Source organism: Bartonella sp. B35(2025), from assembly GCF_053794465.1.
On sequence record NZ_CP200035.1, the window covers coordinates 934,500 to 953,719 of the forward strand.

Annotated in this window: 14 protein-coding genes; 7 read left to right on the plus strand and 7 right to left on the minus strand. The window is 35.4% G+C overall.

Annotation, left to right across the window (positions count from 1 at the left end; genetic code table 11):
- The first annotated feature begins 222 nt into the window (after window positions 1–222).
- From carB to V4P56_RS03935, 3 genes are all read left to right on the plus strand, one after another.
- Window positions 223–3,708 (plus strand): carbamoyl-phosphate synthase large subunit, encoded by a 3,486-nt coding sequence (gene carB, locus V4P56_RS03925; protein ID WP_455481642.1) that lies wholly within the window; start codon window positions 223–225, stop codon window positions 3,706–3,708.
- A 256-nt stretch (window positions 3,709–3,964) separates the two neighbouring features.
- Window positions 3,965–4,174 carry a cold-shock protein gene (locus tag V4P56_RS03930; protein ID WP_455481643.1) on the plus strand — a complete coding sequence of 70 codons (210 nt, stop codon included), beginning with the start codon at window positions 3,965–3,967 and terminating at the stop codon, window positions 4,172–4,174.
- 302 nt (window positions 4,175–4,476) lie between these two features.
- The gene (locus V4P56_RS03935) at window positions 4,477–5,679 is read left to right on the plus strand and encodes a pyridoxal phosphate-dependent aminotransferase (protein ID WP_455481644.1); all 1,203 of its coding nucleotides are present in this window, start codon (window positions 4,477–4,479) and stop codon (window positions 5,677–5,679) included.
- Between the two features lie 688 nt (window positions 5,680–6,367).
- Here V4P56_RS03935 and V4P56_RS03940 read toward each other — a convergent pair.
- Window positions 6,368–7,273, minus strand: coding sequence for a LysR family transcriptional regulator (locus V4P56_RS03940; protein WP_455481645.1), 906 nt, complete (start codon window positions 7,271–7,273; stop codon window positions 6,368–6,370).
- 59 nt (window positions 7,274–7,332) lie between these two features.
- Window positions 7,333–8,280, minus strand: a complete 948-nt coding sequence (trxB, locus tag V4P56_RS03945; RefSeq protein ID WP_455481646.1) for a thioredoxin-disulfide reductase — start codon at window positions 8,278–8,280, stop codon at window positions 7,333–7,335.
- A 304-nt stretch (window positions 8,281–8,584) separates the two neighbouring features.
- Between trxB and V4P56_RS03950 the strand changes: the two genes are divergently transcribed.
- Entirely contained in the window at window positions 8,585–9,973 is a 1,389-nt protein-coding gene (locus V4P56_RS03950; protein ID WP_455481647.1) for a TrkH family potassium uptake protein, read from the plus strand.
- Between the two features lie 768 nt (window positions 9,974–10,741).
- Here the strand turns inward: V4P56_RS03950 and V4P56_RS03955 are convergent.
- Both V4P56_RS03955 and greA read right to left on the minus strand, forming a co-directional pair.
- Window positions 10,742–11,800, minus strand: coding sequence for a glycosyltransferase family 4 protein (locus tag V4P56_RS03955; RefSeq protein WP_455481648.1), 1,059 nt, complete (start codon window positions 11,798–11,800; stop codon window positions 10,742–10,744).
- A 6-nt stretch (window positions 11,801–11,806) separates the two neighbouring features.
- Window positions 11,807–12,280, minus strand: a complete 474-nt coding sequence (gene greA / locus V4P56_RS03960) for a transcription elongation factor GreA (protein WP_455481649.1) — start codon at window positions 12,278–12,280, stop codon at window positions 11,807–11,809.
- 312 nt (window positions 12,281–12,592) lie between these two features.
- Here greA and V4P56_RS03965 point away from each other — a divergent pair, with 312 nt between their 5' ends.
- The 3 genes from V4P56_RS03965 (at window position 12,593) to V4P56_RS03975 (ending at window position 16,761) form a co-directional block, all read left to right on the plus strand.
- Window positions 12,593–12,913 (plus strand): SH3 domain-containing protein, encoded by a 321-nt coding sequence (locus V4P56_RS03965; RefSeq protein WP_455481650.1) that lies wholly within the window; start codon window positions 12,593–12,595, stop codon window positions 12,911–12,913.
- 250 nt (window positions 12,914–13,163) lie between these two features.
- A complete protein-coding gene (gene uvrB, locus V4P56_RS03970) occupies window positions 13,164–15,332 on the plus strand; it encodes an excinuclease ABC subunit UvrB (RefSeq protein WP_455481651.1) in 2,169 nt (722 codons plus the stop codon).
- Window positions 15,333–16,053: 721 nt separating this feature from the next.
- Window positions 16,054–16,761 carry a BA14K family protein gene (locus V4P56_RS03975; RefSeq protein WP_455481652.1) on the plus strand — a complete coding sequence of 236 codons (708 nt, stop codon included), beginning with the start codon at window positions 16,054–16,056 and terminating at the stop codon, window positions 16,759–16,761.
- Between the two features lie 60 nt (window positions 16,762–16,821).
- Here the strand turns inward: V4P56_RS03975 and V4P56_RS03980 are convergent, their stop codons facing one another.
- From V4P56_RS03980 to V4P56_RS03990, 3 genes are all read right to left on the minus strand, one after another.
- Window positions 16,822–17,466 carry an MBL fold metallo-hydrolase gene (locus tag V4P56_RS03980; protein ID WP_455481653.1) on the minus strand — a complete coding sequence of 215 codons (645 nt, stop codon included), beginning with the start codon at window positions 17,464–17,466 and terminating at the stop codon, window positions 16,822–16,824.
- A 550-nt stretch (window positions 17,467–18,016) separates the two neighbouring features.
- Complete coding sequence (locus tag V4P56_RS03985; RefSeq protein WP_455482654.1) at window positions 18,017–18,517, minus strand: YbjN domain-containing protein; 501 nt, start codon at window positions 18,515–18,517, stop codon at window positions 18,017–18,019.
- Between the two features lie 376 nt (window positions 18,518–18,893).
- Window positions 18,894–19,151, minus strand: coding sequence for an accessory factor UbiK family protein (locus tag V4P56_RS03990; RefSeq protein WP_455481654.1), 258 nt, complete (start codon window positions 19,149–19,151; stop codon window positions 18,894–18,896).
- Window positions 19,152–19,220: the final 69 nt, after the last annotated feature.

Consider the following 19,220-nt stretch of genomic DNA (forward strand, 5'->3'; position numbering starts at 1 on the left):
TTGTCGTGCAATACTGTGGTTTTATCGACGGTTATCCCTCCACTCCCATTTAAAATTAACCAATATAAAAAAGATATTGATCTTCAATTCAATAAAAAAGCATGGAAAGGGCATTTTATAGCTTACTTTATTTGTATATTGACCTATAAAACGATTTTAGCCTTAAAATTTAAATACTACCTACCGCAATCACGCACGGATGTTTGTCATAGGAAAAAAAACATGCCAAAACGTACAGACATAAAATCTATTCTTATTATTGGAGCAGGACCCATTATTATTGGTCAGGCATGTGAATTTGACTATTCTGGCACACAAGCCTGTAAAGCTTTAAAAGAAGAAGGCTACCGAATTATTCTGGTTAATTCTAATCCTGCCACTATTATGACGGATCCAGATTTAGCCGATGCAACTTATATTGAACCCATCACTCCCGAAATAGTTGCTCAAATTATTGCTCGTGAACGTCCTGATGCTCTTTTACCAACAATGGGAGGACAAACAGCACTTAATACCGCTTTATCATTAAAGCGCATGGGAATTTTAGATCGCTATCATGTTGAAATGATAGGTGCAAATGCTGATGCTATTGATAAAGCTGAAGACCGCGCTTTATTTCGCAAAGCAATGGAAAAGATCGGGTTGGAAACACCACGTTCCATATTAGCTAATGCAACTGAACTTAAAGAAGAAAACCGCCGACTACATGCAAAAACACGCGATAAACTTAAAGCCAAACTCTCCGGTGATGCACTTAACCAAGCATTAGAAAAGCTTGAGCATGACTGGTGTCACACAGAATCTGTCCGTAAACAACATTATATTGCACATGCTACTGCAAAAGCGGTTCGAGCTCTTGATATTGTAGGTCTTCCAGCTATTATCCGTCCTTCATTCACGCTTGGTGGTACAGGTGGTGGAATTGCTTACAACCGCTCTGAATTTTATGAAATCATTGAACGTGGTCTTGAAGCTTCACCCACAACAGAAGTTTTGATTGAAGAAAGTGTTTTAGGATGGAAAGAATATGAAATGGAAGTTGTTCGTGATAAAAACGACAACTGTATCATCGTTTGTTCCATTGAAAATATTGATCCTATGGGCATCCATACCGGTGATTCTATTACTGTAGCTCCTGCCCTCACCTTAACTGACAAAGAATATCAGCGTATGCGTAATGCCTCAATTGCTGTGCTGCGTGAAATTGGTGTAGAAACTGGCGGATCCAATGTACAATTTGCCGTTAATCCTGAAAATGGCCGTCTGATTGTTATTGAAATGAACCCGCGTGTTTCCCGCTCTTCAGCGCTTGCTTCAAAAGCAACAGGTTTTCCAATTGCTAAGGTAGCAGCTAAACTAGCAGTTGGTTATACACTTGATGAATTAAAAAATGATATTACGGGTGGTACAACACCAGCCTCATTTGAACCTTCTATCGACTATATCGTAACCAAGATTCCTCGTTTTGCCTTTGAAAAATTTCCCAATTCATCTCCTGTCTTAACAACTGCAATGAAATCTGTAGGAGAAGTTATGGCAATCGGTCGTACTTTTCAAGAATCATTACAAAAAGCACTTCGTGGGCTTGAAACAGGCCTTACCGGTCTTGATGAAATCACAATCCCTGAACACGCTGAGGGTGATGAAAAAAATTCTATACGCTCTGCCATTGCAATACCAAGTCCTGATCGTCTACGCTATATAGCTCAAGCAATGCGAACAGGATTATCCTTAAATGAAATTCACCAAATCAGCAAAATTGATCCATGGTTTTTAGAGCAGATAGCCTCCATCATTGAAACAGAACAACGCATCCGTATCCATGGATTGCCTCAAGATACAGAAAATCTGCGCATGTTGAAAGCAATGGGCTTTTCTGATGCACGATTAGCCACCCTTACTGGACAAGATCCTGATGATATTGCTGCTTTGCGCAAATCACTTAATGTTAAACACGTTTTCAAACGTATTGATACTTGTGCAGCTGAGTTTTCTTCACCTACGGCGTATATGTACTCAACATATGAAGTACCCTTTGCGGGTCTGGAATACTCAGAAGCACAAGTTTCTGAACGTAAAAAGATTGCCATTTTAGGTGGCGGCCCAAATCGTATCGGACAGGGCATTGAATTCGATTATTGCTGCTGCCATGCTGCTTTTGCACTGCGTGACGCAGGATTTGAAGCTATCATGATTAACTGTAATCCTGAAACAGTCTCAACTGATTATGATACATCTGATCGTCTTTATTTTGAATCTTTAACAACAGAAGATGTTTTAGCCATTTTAGAAACAGAACAAAAAAAAGGAGAATTGGTTGGAGTTATTGTCCAATTTGGCGGACAAACACCACTAAAATTGGCAACAGCGCTAGAAAAACATAAGATTCCTATCTTAGGAACTTCTCCTGATGCCATCGATTTAGCAGAAGATAGAGACCGCTTTCAAAAATTATTATTTAAACTTAACTTAACTCAACCCAAAAACGGCATTGCCCATTCAGTTGAGCAAGCACGACTCATCGCTCATGAACTTGGATTTCCCTTGGTCGTACGCCCTTCTTATGTTTTAGGAGGACGTGCTATGCAAATTATCCGCGATGAACGTAGCCTACAAAATTATTTACTTGAGATAGTTCCTGAATTGGTATCAGAAGAAATTAAAGCTCGTTATCCTAACGACAAAACAGGGCAGATTAATACATTGATTGGTAAAAATCCACTTTTATTTGATACCTATCTAACAGAAGCAATTGAACTTGATGTTGACTGTTTGTGTGATGGAAAAGAAACACTGATCGTTGGTATTATGGAGCATATTGAAGAAGCAGGCATCCACTCTGGTGATTCAGCGTGTTCTTTACCAGTACGCACACTTTCACATGAATTAATAACTGAGTTAGAGCGTCAAACTAAAGCTTTAGCACAAGCACTTCATGTTCGTGGTTTTATGAATGTGCAATATGCTATTAAAGATGGTACAATTTATGTCTTAGAAGTCAATCCTCGTGCTTCGCGTACTGTTCCATTCGTTGCCAAGACGATTGGCCGTCCTATTGCTAAAATGGCTGCACGTATTATGGCAGGAGAAACGCTCCATAGTGCTCTTCAAGCTTATGGTGGATTGCCATCTAAACAACAAAAACCGCACATCGCTGTCAAGGAAGCTGTCTTTCCTTTTGCTCGTTTTCCAGGTGTCGATACGCTTCTTGGCCCTGAAATGCGTTCAACTGGTGAAGTAATGGGACTTGATTATGAATTTTCACTTGCTTTTGCTAAAGCACAACTTGGAGCCGGTGTTGAACTCCCACAGGAGGGCACTTTGTTTGTTTCTGTTAGAGACGAAGATAAAAAACGTATCTTAAATCCTGTGAAATGTTTAATTGAGCTTGGCTTTTCCGTTTTAGCAACAAGTGGAACACAAAAATTTCTTGCTGAACATCATATTAAGGCAGAGAAAATCAATAAAGTGCTAGAAGGCCATCCTCATATTGAAGATGCTATTCGTAATAGGCAAATTCAATTAATTTTTAATACAACCAATACTGCCAGTACCATCTCAGACTCAAAATCATTACGCTATGCAGCACTCATGCAAAAAGTGCCCTATTACACAACAATAGCTGGAGCCGAATCTGTAGTACAGGCTATCAAAGCTCTTAAAAAAAAGAGCCTTGAAGTATGTCCACTACAAAGTTATTTTACCTAAAATTCTTGCTATGCTAAAAAGCATACTGTCCTTTGACATTCTCTATCAATCTTTTTCTTTTAATAAAAATACTGATTAAGACTTGCTTTTTATCTTCAAAACCTTTATGTGAATCTTATCGGACTTTCGGTTATGTGACTTTCTTTCCTGTGCACTTTGCACTTTTGATGAAACTTCTCCCACCTAATTTCGATTTAAAATCATATTGAAGATCTTTATCTTCAATATACTATACTATAATTCTAAGGAGTTTCCTATGTCTACAGGAACAGTTAAGTGGTTTAATACAACAAAAGGTTTTGGCTTTATTCAGCCTAGTGATGGCAGTGCAGATGTGTTTGTCCACATTTCTGCGGTTGAGCGTTCTGGCCTAAATAACCTTAATGAAGGACAAAGAATTTCTTATGATGTTCTTCAAGATCGTCGTTCAGGAAAATTTGCTGCTGGTAACCTTGCAGCCATTTAGTTTTTAAGTTTTTCTATATTTCATTAAAAAATCCTTTTCTTTACAGGTGAGGATTTTTTTCTTTGTAAAATACTCATTACCTATTTTGCATAATTTTTAAAATAATCCTATCCTTTTCCTTAAATATTCTATAATTACCAAGAATTATTTTTAGTAAAAATATTAAAAAACAATAATATAACGTCTATATTTGAATTTTTTTAAAAAATCCTTTCACAATTTTTTATTGCATAGAACATGATCTTTTATACAATATTTTTAAATCAACAATCATTTGCTTATATGTATAAGGAATTCAAACTATGGCCTTTATCGCTGATAAACTTTCTTGTATCAAACCTTCTGCAACAATTGCAGTCTCCCAAAAAGCACGTAATTTGAAAGCATCAGGTCATAATATCATTTCTTTAAGTGCTGGAGAGCCAGATTTTGATACACCAGATAATATCAAAAATGCTGCTATTGAAGCTATTCGACGTGGAGAAACAAAATACACACCCATATCTGGGATTCCAGAATTACGCCAAGCAATTGCTGCAAAATTCAAAAGAGAAAATAATCTGGTTTACAAACCGGAGCAAATTATTGTTGGTACTGGTGGTAAACAGATCCTCTTTAATGCATTGATGGCAACTTTAAATAAAGGAGATGAAGTTATCATTCCATCTCCTTATTGGGTAAGCTATCCGGAAATGGTTACTCTCAACGATGGTATCCCTATTTTTTTAGAAACTAAGGGGGAGTTTTCTTATAAACTTCAACCACAAGAACTAGAAGCTGCCATTACCCACAAAACTAAGTGGTTCATTTTTAACTCTCCTTCAAATCCATCAGGTGCTGCTTATACGTATGATGAATTAAAAAAGTTAACCGATGTTTTAGTGAAATATCCTCATGTATATATCCTTACTGACGACATATATGAACACCTAACATATGAAGGTTTTACCTTTGTTACCCCAGCTCAGGTAGAACCAAAACTTTACAACCGTACGCTCACAATGAACGGTGTTTCTAAAGCTTATGCTATGACTGGTTGGCGAATCGGTTATGCAGGAGGTCCACAAGAATTGATAAAAGCTATGGATGTTATTCAAGGCCAACAAACATCTGGTACAAGCTCTATTTCACAGTGGGCAGCCGTTGAAGCACTTAATGGCCCACAAGATTTTATTGCCAAGAATAAAAGTATTTTCCAAGCCCGCCGTGATCTCGTTGTTTCTATGCTCAACAAAGCTCCTGGTATTAGCTGTTCAACACCGGAAGGTGCCTTCTATGTTTACCCTTCCTGTGTAAAGCTCATCGGAAAAAGAACCCCTAAAGGTAAAATTATCGCTCATGATGAAGATTTTGTAATAGCGCTTCTGGAAGCAGAATCTGTCGCTGTAGTTCATGGTTCTGCTTTTGGACTTGGGCCAGCATTTCGTATTTCTTATGCAACTTCAGAAGAATTGCTTGAAGAAGCCTGCTTACGTATCCAGCGCTTTTGCAATAACTTACTTTAAAATTTTAAGTATCATTCATCATGACAGCTCTGTCTCTGAATACCAGTATTTTGATAACATTTTAAGAAATCAAACCATGATCTAAATAACTGAGTATTATAAAAAATTATATAAACAAAGTTGTACTAAAAGAAATATATTACGGTCACAATTAGAAAATCTTTTTTAATATCTTATTCTGATCAGTAATATATAAGTAATTTTAAAAGTAATTTTTGTATAAAATACGTTTTTACTTTTCCTATTATACTAAAATCATATATCTTTAACTATATTATACTTTGATAATTAAGAAATTACTTTTTTGAAATGTTAAAATTATTATCGCTAAAAATGCTGCCCCATATTAGAAATATCTTAGATTTATCAATTAAATTTACAATATCAAAAAGATCTAATACCTATAAATGTAGATACTCCCTCAAACCATTTCTATTGCGTAGAAGCTATTATAAATATTCTTTCAGAAACTAAAAAAAAGCCGGACAAACATGCCCGGCAAATTTGGAAAATCTCCAGAGATAAAATCAATCTGATAGACTTTCGCTAAGGGAACACTCAAGAAAATGCAATGGGAGGCAACATAATCAAGAGATAGCGTTCTTATCTCATGTTATGGGAAAAAGAACAATAAAAACTTACGCGAATCTGCTATGCAGTAAATGCATATCTTTAAAACAGTGCATAATTAAAAAGACCATTTACGAGCTTTCAAAAAAATATAATCTCGAAAAGCATTCAGCTTTGCCAAATTTTTTAAAGCATCAGGATAACAAAAAAAGGTATCAAAGGAAGGGATATCAATCATATCAGGGAAAAGACGCACAAGTCGCTCATCATTATTCACAATATAATCAGGAAGCACAGCAATACCAAGATCTTTCATAAGCGCATTCTTGATTGAAATGATATTATTAATTTGTAAAATTGAAGTACGCAAAGATCCACCACTTCTTCCAGCCTTTTCTAACCAATTTAAGCCAGATAAATAAGGTGGAACAGGTTCACCAAATGAAATAATGCGGTGTGTATCTAACTCAGATAATTTTTCTGGCTTTCCATAGTTTGCAATATAATTTTCCGAAGCATAAACATGCATATGAATCGTAAATAGTTTTCTTTGTATAAGACCAGGCTGCTGAGGCTGATGTAAACGAACAGCACAATCTGCATGACGCATTGTCAGATCTAATTCTTTATCATCAAGTAAAAGTTGGATCTGCATATCAGGATAAAGTCTAAGAAATTCAGGCATACGCTCCACAAGCCATCCGGCACCCATTCCAAAAGTCGATGTAACACGTAAATGACCTGTTGGTTTTTCACAGCTTTCATTTAACTGCGAACGTGCATTTTCAAGCTTCATCAAAACATCATGGGCTGTGCGATAGAGAATTTCACCCTGCTCTGTTAAAATTAAGCCACGTGCATGGCGCTGAAACAAAGATACACCCACATCCTGCTCTAAAGATGAAACTTGTCGTGAAATCGCTGATTGAGATAAATGAAGCTTTTGAGCTGCATGCGTAAAAGAACCTGCCTCTGCTGCAGCATGAAAGATTCGTAACTTATCCCAATCTAACGGTGACGTCACAATTTTACCTCTAATTTCTTTTACTTCTCTGGTCAATATTTGGTGCTAAATATCTGTGTCTACAAATCTAAGAATTGTTCCGCCTCCAGTGCTGCCATACATCCCCTTCCAGCAGCTGTTACAGCTTGGCGAAATGTGTCATCTGCTACGTCTCCTGCAGCAAAAACACCGGCAATACTTGTTGCTGTTGAGTCTGGTTTTGTCCATAAGTAGCCACCCTTTTTCTGTTTTAGTTGTCCTTCAAATAGAAAAACAGCAGGATCATGCCCGATGGCAATAAATATCCCATCAGCATCTACCTTAATTTCTTGACCTGTTTTAACATTTTTAAGACGTGCACCTGTTACAACAGCTCCCCTTGAATCTTGGGCTGGTAAACCCACAATTTCTTCTATAACATGATCCCAAATAACACGTACATTATTGCGAGCTAGTAACCTATTTTGCAAAATTCTCTCTGCCCGAAAATAGTTCCGCCGATGAACGATACTTACACTTTTCGCCAAATGCGATAAATAAAGAGCTTCTTCTACAGCTGTATTTCCTCCGCCTACAACAATAACATCTCTATCACGATAAAAAAAACCATCACATGTAGCACAAGCAGAGACACCACCACCCATAAATGTCTTCTCACTTTCTAAACCAAGCCAGCGAGCTTGTGCTCCCGTTGCAATAATCAGAGCATCACAACAATATTGTGTTCCTGAATCCCCATGTAAGATAAAAGGACGCTGCGATAAATTAGCTTTTGTAACAATATCATAGATAATTTTTGCACCCATATGCTTAGCTTGTTTTTCCATTTGCTCCATCAGCCATGGTCCTTGAATTGGATCAGGAAAACCTGGATAATTTTCAACATCAGTTGTAATCATCAACTGTCCTCCTTGCTGTAATCCAGTAATTAAAACTGGTTTGAGCATCGCTCTCGCTGCATAAATCGCCGCTGTGTAACCAGCTGGTCCTGAGCCAATAATAAGCAAGCGAATATGCGATTGTGACATAAAATCCCTTTCCTTTTACATATTTTAATGTTCTATAAATTATAATAATGCGTGGCTTTAAAAAAATATTTTCCAACAAGTCAGATTATAGTGTATACGTATTTTTTGCAAACTTTACTAAAAGGTTTATTACTAATTTATCAGGGCATATTTAATGTAAAAATTAAGCTTTCCCCTATAAATATAGAAACGTAAATTTTAATGAGCATATAACTGTAACAAAAATAAAAAAAGATAGGGAATAGCCATTTTTCAATTTATTACTAATGTCTGTGCACGTTTTGCGTTAATTATGGGGGTAGCAATGCTTCTGCCAGTTTTTGCAGATTTACGTGACGAACCCCATAGCCGTACAACTTTTCTTTGCTCTTTCACCATAACTACCATGTTATCAACATTGATTCTTTTAGCAACAAGAGGTGCTACTTGTCGTTTTTCTGCACGGCTTGGCTTTATGCTCACTGTTTGCCTTTGGTTAACAGGAAGTGTAGTAGGTGCCTTACCTCTTTATCTCTCCCCTCTCCCAATTTCTCTAGCTGGAGCAATTTTTGAATCTGTTTCTGGAATTACAACAACAGGCTCTACAGTGATCACTGGCCTTGATAATTTATCACGAAGTATTTTGTTATGGCGTTCTATCATATGCTGGATTGGAGGTATTGGCTTTATCGGTATAGCCTTATTACTGTTACCTTCACTCCGTGTTGGAGGAGTGCAACTTTTTCATATGGAATCATCAGATAAATCTGAAAAAATATTGCCCCGTATCAACCAAATTGCTAATGGAATTATCATAGCTTACGTTGGTCTAACACTTGCCTGTACACTCTCTTATTTTGCTTCCGGCATGACCTTATTTGATGCTATCAACCACGCAATGAGCACAATAGCAACAGCTGGATTCTCAACCCATGACTCCTCTTTTGGCTATTTTTCTGATAAACCAGCCATTTTGATTGTTGCAACAATTTTTATGTTGCTTTCTGCTTTACCTTTTGTGCTTTACGTTAAATTAGTGCTTCCCGGCCGCTCTAAACACTTTATTGATCCACAAGTAATTGTTTTTCTGAATATTGTTTTCCTTTTCAGCTTTGCTTTAGCAGCATGGCTACGCTTTCATGATCATCGTGCTTTCCATTGGATTTTTTTTGATGTAATTTTTCACCTTTCATCTATCATTAGTACCACTGGCTATAGCGCTAAAGACTATCAACTTTGGGGGCCTTTTGCACTTGGAATTTTTTTTATTGTTTCTTTTACAGGTGGATGTGCTGGTTCTACCTCTGGTGGCATAAAAATCAATCGCTTAATTATTCTTTGGCGTATTGCCCAAACAAATATGGCTAAACTTCTTTCTCCTAATGTCATTGTAAAAGCTCGCTATGATCATTCACATATATCTAGCGATGTTGCTAAAGCAGTTTTATTCTTTATATGTCTTTATATGTTCTGTCTTCTTATCGGCACTGCACTTTTGCTCACAACTGGTCTTGACTTTACTTCTGCTTTTACAGGTGTCTTAACTGCACTTTCAAATATTGGTCCAGGCTTTGGAAACATTATTGGCCCTACTGGGAATTTCTCTACAATTAATGACAACGCTTTATGGATTTTGAGTTTTCTGATGCTGGCTGGCCGCCTTGAAATTATAACTATATTTGTGCTTTTTATTCCTGCCTTCTGGTCTGAATAATTTTAATATGCAACGTTTATTTTTTTAATAATAAGGAATTGATGAATAAACAAAAAATGAATAATACATATTATAAAATTTAATATTATTTCAATTGATTAAATAATTTTCAAAAACCTCTAAACGAATAATAAAATCTATATGAAAATCAATATCTTATATCATTTTCCTTTAAGAAAATCGGTAGTTTAAAACAAAGGTATATTTACAAAATAACTATTGCACATTTCTCAATAGCTTTTATCTCAGTTACCTTATAGCACATTTCCTTATCGATCTCCCTAATCAAATAGAAAATAGATTCAGACCTTCCTTTCTCTAATATAACTTATAAAAAATCGCTGATCCCATAAAATATAGATGATTTCTAATAAACGATAATTTTTTTATATTTTACTGCATCTGATATTAAACTGTATTATTAAATAAGCATTCTATACTTCATCTGGCGCTAAACCAATACGAAGCTTTAGCAATCTACTCTATTAAAAGGGCATTATCCTATATTCTAAAATAAAGCATCACTGGAGTAAAAAATAACAAATCCGTGCCTATAGTTTAATTACAATCGTAATATCACTTTTAAGAATATAACCCTATCGTTTTTTATTAAAAATTTTTCTAAGTAATTATTTGATCATATCAAATATAGATTTTATTTTATAAAATAAAATCTATATTATTGAGATTTTTACTTGAATATTTATTTACATAAATATTTGAAGATAACTCACTTTATCTTCTTATTTGAAAGATTTTTAAATTTATTTAAAAATCTTTCTCTGAAAACATTGTCTGGTAAACGTTCCCAATTGCGGCAGCTTCCTTTTCCAGAGGGAAATGAGTACGAACATGAGCTAAAGCTTTTTCTCCGGTTATCAATGTTTTTTCTAAATCAGCAAAATAGGTTTCAATCGCTGTAGTTAAAGCTAATCCATCTCCTGCTTTAACAACTATTCCTGTTCCTTTTACTACTAATTCTTTAAAAATTCCTACATCACTAGCCACCACAGCTGTTTGTGATGCCATTGCCTCCAACGGTGTTAAACCGAAACCTTCCATACGAGGAGGCGCTACATAAAGTGATAAACGACGATACCACAAAGGTGTATCCAGTACTTCACCAAGAAAAATAATACGATCATCTAAACCGGCTTTAGTAATTTTCTGACGTAATTTTTTCCCAAAATTATAATGTTGTTTTACAATACGACCAGCAATAAGTGCTGTCCATTCAGGATAGCGCGGCAATAACGCTATCATTGCATCTATAAACAAATCGGTTCCCTTTGAATAGCGTATGCGCCCAAAACACCCCACTGCATATTTTCCAGGAAACCCAGTCGAAGAAAAATGATCATCAATGGTTTTTGGTGGTGAAAAACGCTCAATATCTACTCCATGCATGATAACTTGATGAGGCACCTCTAAATAAGCTCCTGTACACACACTAGTAGCAATAATTTTATCCATACGCCGAATCAACCATTTGGTAAAAGGCTTATGATGGCGCTGAGATGCAGATGTAAAAATGAGTTTAAGCTTCATTCGCAAAATATCGCGTAAAAATATCCCACAAAGCATCTCAATATTGCGCCGTGCATGCCAAATACGAAATGGCTTACCTATAGGACTTTTCCAAAATCCAAAAAAATCTTTAAAAGCAAGAGATGGCAAATTTTGTGGTAATCCCACTCCAAAAGTGGATATACGCACACCCTGCTTTCGCTGTAATGGAATAAGTTGAATAACTGTAGATGTCACCCCTGATAAACGCTTTTTAAAGTGAGGAGCAATAACTTCAGTTTCTTCCAAAGATACACGCATAACAATTTAAATATACTGAACCTTAATAATTTCGTAATTATGTGCACCACCTGGCGCATTTACCTCAATCACATCACCCTCTTGCTTACCAATGAGTGCACGTGCGATAGGAGAAGAGATGGAAATTTTGCCAATTTTTACATCAGCCTCTTGATCACCAACAATCTGATAAACCTTTTTTTCTTCAGTATCTTCATCTAAAAGCTTGATAGTAGCACCAAATTTAATTTTGCCACCTGAAAGGCGTGAAACATTAATAACTTCTGCGCGTGCAATATAATCTTCGAGTTCATTTATACGCCCTTCATTATGACTTTGTGCTTCCTTAGCTGCATGATATTCAGCATTTTCTGACAAATCACCATGCGCACGCGCCTCAGAGATTGCTTCAATAATCCGTGGACGCTCCTGTTGTTGACGCCAACGTAACTCTTCTTTAAGCTTCTCAAAACCAGCTGTAGTCATCGGAACTTTTTCCATAATCCGTCCCTTTCTATTACATGGAAGGTTTAATAAAAAAACAAAAAACGGCTTCCAAAAGTAATTTTGGAATCCGAAAACCACGATTTTCCTTATTATATAGCACAGAATCCTTGTTTTCCATATAAAAATAAAAATGGCACAAGATACTCAACGAATATTTAAACTATCTCCAATATTGATGGTTTAAAATCTTCATTTGAATTCTTATCAACAACATATAGAAAAAATAATTGTATTTATCTCTGTTTTATCATAGCTTACAGGAGAGGATTCTTAAGGGTAAAATGAAAAGAAATCTCTGGGGAAGAAATGAAAAAATTGATAATTTTTTTTATATTTGGTTCTCTTTTTTTGACTACAACAACGGCTGGAGCTGTTGACGCCTTTGTCATAAAAAATCTTAATTTTAGAGCAGGACCAAGCACTCAATATGCACTTCGTGGCTTAATCCCTGCGGGACAACCGGTATTTGTCCAAAATTGTAGAGGCAACTGGTGCAATATCATATATAATAGCCAAACAGGCTGGGTATCATCTCGTTACCTCTCATTTAAAGATGGAAATGATCTTTATCACACATATATGATGTTTTCAGTCACAAATCACAGCATGGATCATTACTACCCATAGCAGCTATATTAAGCATTATGACAAACACTCTATAATGCAATAATGCAAGCAAAATAATAGATACATAATCATAGTTGTCATCATACTAAAATAGCGAAAGAACTCTCCAAAAAATTAATTAAATATCCTATGCAATATCCAGATAAACCGAGATAAAATCGTTAAGTAACGTTTTGCTGTTGTCTCAATCCCATTTTAAAACTTGATGTTTCTTTCAAAACTATAAATATTTTTAACAAGGGATAAAATAATGAAAAATGGTATTACAGCAACAGTTGAAGCTCTTTCTGCACTTATTGCTTCAGGTAACCCTCTTTTTAAGAATGGTGTATTATGGACACCTCACCGCCCTGCTCGTCCTAAAAAATCTGAAGGTGGTATTCCATTTCAGCTCGAAACATCTTTTAAGCCCGCAGGAGATCAACCCAAAGCAATTAAAACTTTAGTTGAAGGGATTGAAAACAATGAACCTACTCAAGTACTTTTAGGTGTTACAGGTTCAGGAAAAACCTATACAATGGCTCAAATTATTGAAAAAACACAGCGCCCAGCTTTAATTTTAGCACCAAATAAAACCCTAGCTGCACAACTTTACGGAGAATTTAAGAATTTTTTCCCTCATAATGCTGTTGAATATTTTGTTTCTTACTATGATTACTATCAGCCAGAAGCTTATGTTGCACGCTCTGATACTTATATCGAAAAAGAATCTTCTATTAATGAACAAATCGACCGTATGCGCCATGCTGCAACACGTGCTGTACTTGAACGTGATGATGTTATTATCGTTGCATCTGTATCCTGTATTTATGGGATCGGTTCAGTAGAAACCTATACTGCTATGACTTTTCAAATCCAAAAAGGTGATACGCTCAATCAACAGCAGTTATTAGCTGATTTAGTTGCTCAACACTATCATCGACAAGACATTAATTTTATTCGTGGTTCTTTTCGTGTCCGAGGTGATACAATTGAAATTTTTCCTGCTCACCTTGAAGATCGTGCTTGGCGCATTTCATTATTTGGTGATGAAGTAGAAACAATTACTGAATTTGATCCTCTAACAGGACAAAAAACAGATGACCTTCAATCTATAAAAATTTATGCTAATTCACACTACGTAACACCACGACCAACATTAAATCAAGCAATGAAATCCATTAAAATGGAGTTAGTTCAACGCCTCGATGAATTAAACAAAGCTGGACGTTTTTTAGAAGCACAACGCTTAGAACAACGTACAATTTTTGATTTAGAAATGTTGGAAACTACTGGATCATGTGCTGGAATCGAAAATTATTCACGCTATTTAACAGGACGAAAGCCCGGTGAACCACCACCAACCTTGTTCGAATATATTCCGGATAATGCTCTCGTTTTTATTGATGAAAGCCACGTAACCATACCCCAAATTGGTGGCATGTACCGAGGTGATTTTCGTCGAAAAGCTACTCTAGCAGAATATGGATTTCGCTTACCTTCCTGTATGGATAATCGTCCTTTACGCTTTGAAGAATGGAATGCCATGCGTCCACAAACTATTGCTGTCTCTGCAACACCAGGACGCTGGGAAATAGAACAATCTCAAGGTATTTTTGCTGAACAAATTATTCGCCCAACAGGGCTCATTGATCCACCAACAGAAGTTCGCCCAGCTCGCACTCAAATCGATGATGTTATGAATGAAATTCGTAACACAATTCAAAAAGGCTATCGTACATTAGTAACTGTCTTAACTAAGCGTATGGCTGAGAACTTAACTGAATACCTCCACGAACATGGTATTCGCGTACGCTATATGCATTCTGATATTGATACTTTAGAACGTATTGAAATTCTTCGTGATTTACGACTTGGCACCTTTGATGTCTTAATTGGCATTAACTTGCTTCGAGAAGGCTTAGATATTCCAGAATGTGGTTTTGTTGCTATTCTAGATGCTGACAAAGAGGGTTTCTTGCGCTCAGAAACCTCACTCATACAAACGATCGGACGAGCTGCACGTAATGTAGATAGCAGAGTTATTCTTTATGCAGATACGATCACTGATTCTATAAAACGCGCTTTGCAAGAAACACAAAGACGTCGACAAAAACAAATAGCCTATAATGAAAAACACCATATCACACCAACCAGTATCAAAAAAGATGTCAGTGACATTCTTCATTCAGGAAACGAAAATGACCATGTACACACAAATATTCCTGATTTTATCATACAAAACAACATAGTTGGTAATAATTTAGCACTCCATATTAAACATTTTGAAAAATTAATGCATGAAGCAGCAACTGATCTTAATTTTGAAAAAGCAGCACAACTTCGTGATGAAATTAAGAGATTACAAAAAATAGAATTAGCAATCGCTGATGATCTCTTAACACTCAATAATGAACAATGTATCCATGAGCAAACCTAAATAAAATAAATTCTCTGGAGCATAAAAAAAATCAACAACACATTCTTATGAAAAGAGTAAAATATTTGGATGAAACAGCTTTTTCCTAACTCTCTGTATTCTTCTTAAAAGCGCTGCTGAGAAGGAAAATAATCTTTTTTAGAATATTTAGAAAAATTTATAATTCTTTTTATCCAAAACAGAATAGCATTACAGTAACAAAAACTGTACTATTCTTTCAACTAAAAGAAAACTAATAAAATCAATTTATACAACATAAAAAATAATTTTCTTTAACAAATAAGCCACCTTAGCTGATCCTTCTAGATCAGCAAAATTGTTCTAAACAAATTGAAAAAAATTAATAATTTTACTCCTGACGCCATTAATGATATTATAGCTTTACGATAATAAGGGCGATATTTTTATCTACATTCCTATTATTCAGACCACAGATTTTGTTAAATTAGGTGATACGAAAATTGTTATTCAATATAGAATTAATTGCTATAGCCAAGTATCAAAAGCCGTAAATACTAGCTGGTATTACGAATTAATTTGAATATAGTCTGTTTTTTAAAATAGATTTTTGACTCAATTTTTTTGTGTCTTTGTATTTTATTTTAAATTAAATAGCTTATTTATCCGTTTTACCAGAATAAATTTCAAAATTGTTCAGGCTATATTCAGCTTGATATGTTTAGAATATGGATAATATAAACTTTGTACAAGGAGTATTGCTATGGTAAAATTAACTAAATTAGCAGTATTATCGGCAGTATCAACTGTGACAGCTTTAGCGCCATCAACTATGGTTTTAGCCGATTCAACAATAATTTATAACGAATATACTACGAGAAGTGTAAAAACTAGCCCTCCTGTTAGTCATTCTATCCCTTCTATTAACCACTATAACGTCCAATCTATTCTTAGTAAACATCACCCCTTTGGCGGCTATAATGTCCAATCTATTCTCAGTCAACATCATCCTTTTTATTCTGATAATAAGAAGAACCACCACCATGCTGATCGTCAAAGTCAGGTAAAAAATAATTATCATATTGAACATAAGACATACAAGTATGTTGAGAAAAAAACACACCACTATATTCATAATCCTCAGATATCTAATAACGCAAGTGATACTTTAGCTGCAGGTATTCTCGGACTCGCAGCTGGTGCAGTTCTTGGTAATATTTTAAAACAACCTCAACAACCACAAATCATCTATCAAGCACCACCAAGAAACCAAGTGATTTACCAAAAAGAACCGCAAAAACAAGTAGTTTATCAAGCACAACAAACAACAGGATATCAGCCTATTCAGCAACCATGGACAGCTGGTTGGCTTGAATATTGTAAGAAAAAATACCGTTCGTTTAATCCTAAAACAGGTACTTTCCGAGGGTATGATGGCTTAGATCATTTCTGTTACGCTCCACTAAAATAATTTAAGCAATCTTTTTCATCAAAGACCCGCTTTAAAGCGGGTTTTTTGTATACTCACTTCTCAAATTCCTTGAAGAAAAGGATTCCACTGACGCTCATAACCTATTCGACTCCCGGAGCCATGACCACAGATAAAACTGACGTCATCACCTAAAGGCAAAACTTTTTCCTTAATAGATTTCATCAATTCTTCATGAGAACAGAATGGAAAATCTGTACGTCCAATAGAGCCACGAAACAGTACATCACCCAATAAGGCAAAGCGTTCTTTTTTATTGAAATAAATAACATGACCGGGAGAATGACCTGGCGTATGAAAAACATTGAAAACATGTCCAGAAAAATGAACGCTACTGCCATCTTCTAACCATTGATCAGGAATGCAAATGCGCGCATCAGCCATACCATAATTTTTTGCACTTTCACTCACAGCATCCATTACAGGCTTATCATTACGATGTGAACCAATAATTTTTACATTAAGCGCTTCTTTAGCTTGCATAGCAGCTCCTACATGATCAATATGACCATGTGTTATCCAAATAGCCTCAACGATAACACCTACCTTTTGGATCACTTCTTGAATTTGAAACCAATCACCACCAGGATCAACCAAAACGCCTATTTTACACTCACTATCAAAAAGCAAAGTACAATTTTGTTGGAAAGGTGTAACTGGAATAATATGTGTACTAAGATTACCCATGATACTCTTTTCAAAGGTTAAATATTTTCAATCTTATAAGTAATATTTTCCTCTTATAGAGTAAAATATCCTTCTCACCATATTTATACAATTTCAGATTTATGCAACCTGTGTAAACTTAAATTTTGTATAAATTAAATTTTTCTCAAAGTTTTTAAAAATAGCTGATCAGATTCAAGTTTTGCGTAAATGACACACTTCATTTTTTTGTTATTGACAGCAATGCACGTATTCTCAATCTTTTATTTCAGTTTTTCATTAAAAATGAACTTCGTGTCCCAATTTCTATCAACGCCCATAAAGAAAAATGGTCATTTTTATGCTTACACTTTAACATCTTGATAGTTAATATTCACGATTCTAAGCAAAAACGATATTCATTTCAGTTATGTATTCCGTTAAAAGGAAGATTTTTTCATTATTCAATGAGACAACAATCCACCAGAGATTTTCGTACTATTATTGATTACCCTCTAATGAAAAATATTCAGTCCCTTTACAAAACAAAATTCTATAAAAAAGATTACGAAAAAAATTTTCCAAATAACTATTAGGCATTACCTACAGTTTCAAACAAGGTATATTGCAGTGCCTTGTAGGCGCTTTCACCAGCCCAAGCAACCATCTGAAACGCAGCATAATGGCTCTCACAGACTTTTAGCGCATGTATTAACAATGTTTCAACCTGTAAATGAGATGGATGCACCCCACCAGCCAAAAGAAGACCTTGCCGATAAATTACCGTATTGTTTCCCTGCCAATAATCAAAATGCCCCAGTAATAATTTTTCATTAATTGCCAATAATAGGCGATTCATCTCCGCTGTTCGAGTATTTTCAATAAAAAGATCAAATGCACAGGCCAAATGGAGAGCCTCATGCTCTTCCATCCATGAAAAAGCAAGACGATAATTTGCCCGTTTCCCTTCTACGCAAACATTAATTTCATCTTCTGCATTCCGTTCAAAAGACCAATCATATTTGCAAGCAATTTGCTCAATAAAATCAACAGGATGCTCTTCTCTTTCTATGGCGCAAAATGCAAGCCTCATCATTAACCCTCAACTATATGAACAACACTATCAACAAAACGTAAAACGCCCAAACCGTCACAACATTTTGCTAAAATCAAACCTTTACACGAAACAAATCACATTAAAAACACCAACAATACACACCACAACATTAGGAAACAAATGATGCTTCCTATGGCAATAAACCTAATAACTATAAAACGAATCACTTAGACTTTTCAGTGTATTGATACAATTTCAGAACGCCAGCCCCCTGATTTAAAAAAAGTAATTTTTTATAAAAAAAATAAAAAATTATCATAGATAATCTGCTCTAACAGACTCATGATTCAGCATTTTTCAGTTTCACACATCGTATTTGAAAAATTGGGGATATTTTTTTATAGAAACCATTTTATTTTTTTTGTGTCTGCGCTTTTTCCAAATCATCAAGACGTTTTTTCAAATCCGCATTGTCGGCATGTACTTTCAGCACCATTTCTCTAAATGTTTCAAATTCTTCCCGTGAAACAAGATCAAGTTTATTCGCTATTTTTTCAGCTTGCAAACGAAACGCTGTCCCAGCTTCTCGTCGTATCCCTTGTGCAACATCAGCTGCATCTGTTGCTAATTTTGCTAATTCATCAAGAATACGGTTTGATCCATTACGCATATGATTTTTCCTTAATTTTAATTATTGACGCACGCACTATAGCGTATTTTAATAACATTTAGGTACTGT

Coding starts and splice junctions, on each gene's coding strand:
- V4P56_RS03980 (WP_455481653.1), bottom strand. CDS start 17,466: ATGGGTAATCTTAGTACACATATTATTCCAGTTACACCTTTCCAACAA.
- uvrB (WP_455481651.1), top strand. CDS start 13,164: ATGAAAAATGGTATTACAGCAACAGTTGAAGCTCTTTCTGCACTTATT.
- V4P56_RS03930 (WP_455481643.1), top strand. CDS start 3,965: ATGTCTACAGGAACAGTTAAGTGGTTTAATACAACAAAAGGTTTTGGC.
- V4P56_RS03950 (WP_455481647.1), top strand. CDS start 8,585: ATGCTTCTGCCAGTTTTTGCAGATTTACGTGACGAACCCCATAGCCGT.
- trxB (WP_455481646.1), bottom strand. CDS start 8,280: ATGTCACAATCGCATATTCGCTTGCTTATTATTGGCTCAGGACCAGCT.
- V4P56_RS03975 (WP_455481652.1), top strand. CDS start 16,054: ATGGTAAAATTAACTAAATTAGCAGTATTATCGGCAGTATCAACTGTG.
- greA (WP_455481649.1), bottom strand. CDS start 12,280: ATGGAAAAAGTTCCGATGACTACAGCTGGTTTTGAGAAGCTTAAAGAA.
- carB (WP_455481642.1), top strand. CDS start 223: ATGCCAAAACGTACAGACATAAAATCTATTCTTATTATTGGAGCAGGA.
- V4P56_RS03965 (WP_455481650.1), top strand. CDS start 12,593: ATGAAAAAATTGATAATTTTTTTTATATTTGGTTCTCTTTTTTTGACT.
- V4P56_RS03985 (WP_455482654.1), bottom strand. CDS start 18,517: ATGAGGCTTGCATTTTGCGCCATAGAAAGAGAAGAGCATCCTGTTGAT.
- V4P56_RS03990 (WP_455481654.1), bottom strand. CDS start 19,151: ATGCGTAATGGATCAAACCGTATTCTTGATGAATTAGCAAAATTAGCA.
- V4P56_RS03955 (WP_455481648.1), bottom strand. CDS start 11,800: ATGCGTGTATCTTTGGAAGAAACTGAAGTTATTGCTCCTCACTTTAAA.
- V4P56_RS03935 (WP_455481644.1), top strand. CDS start 4,477: ATGGCCTTTATCGCTGATAAACTTTCTTGTATCAAACCTTCTGCAACA.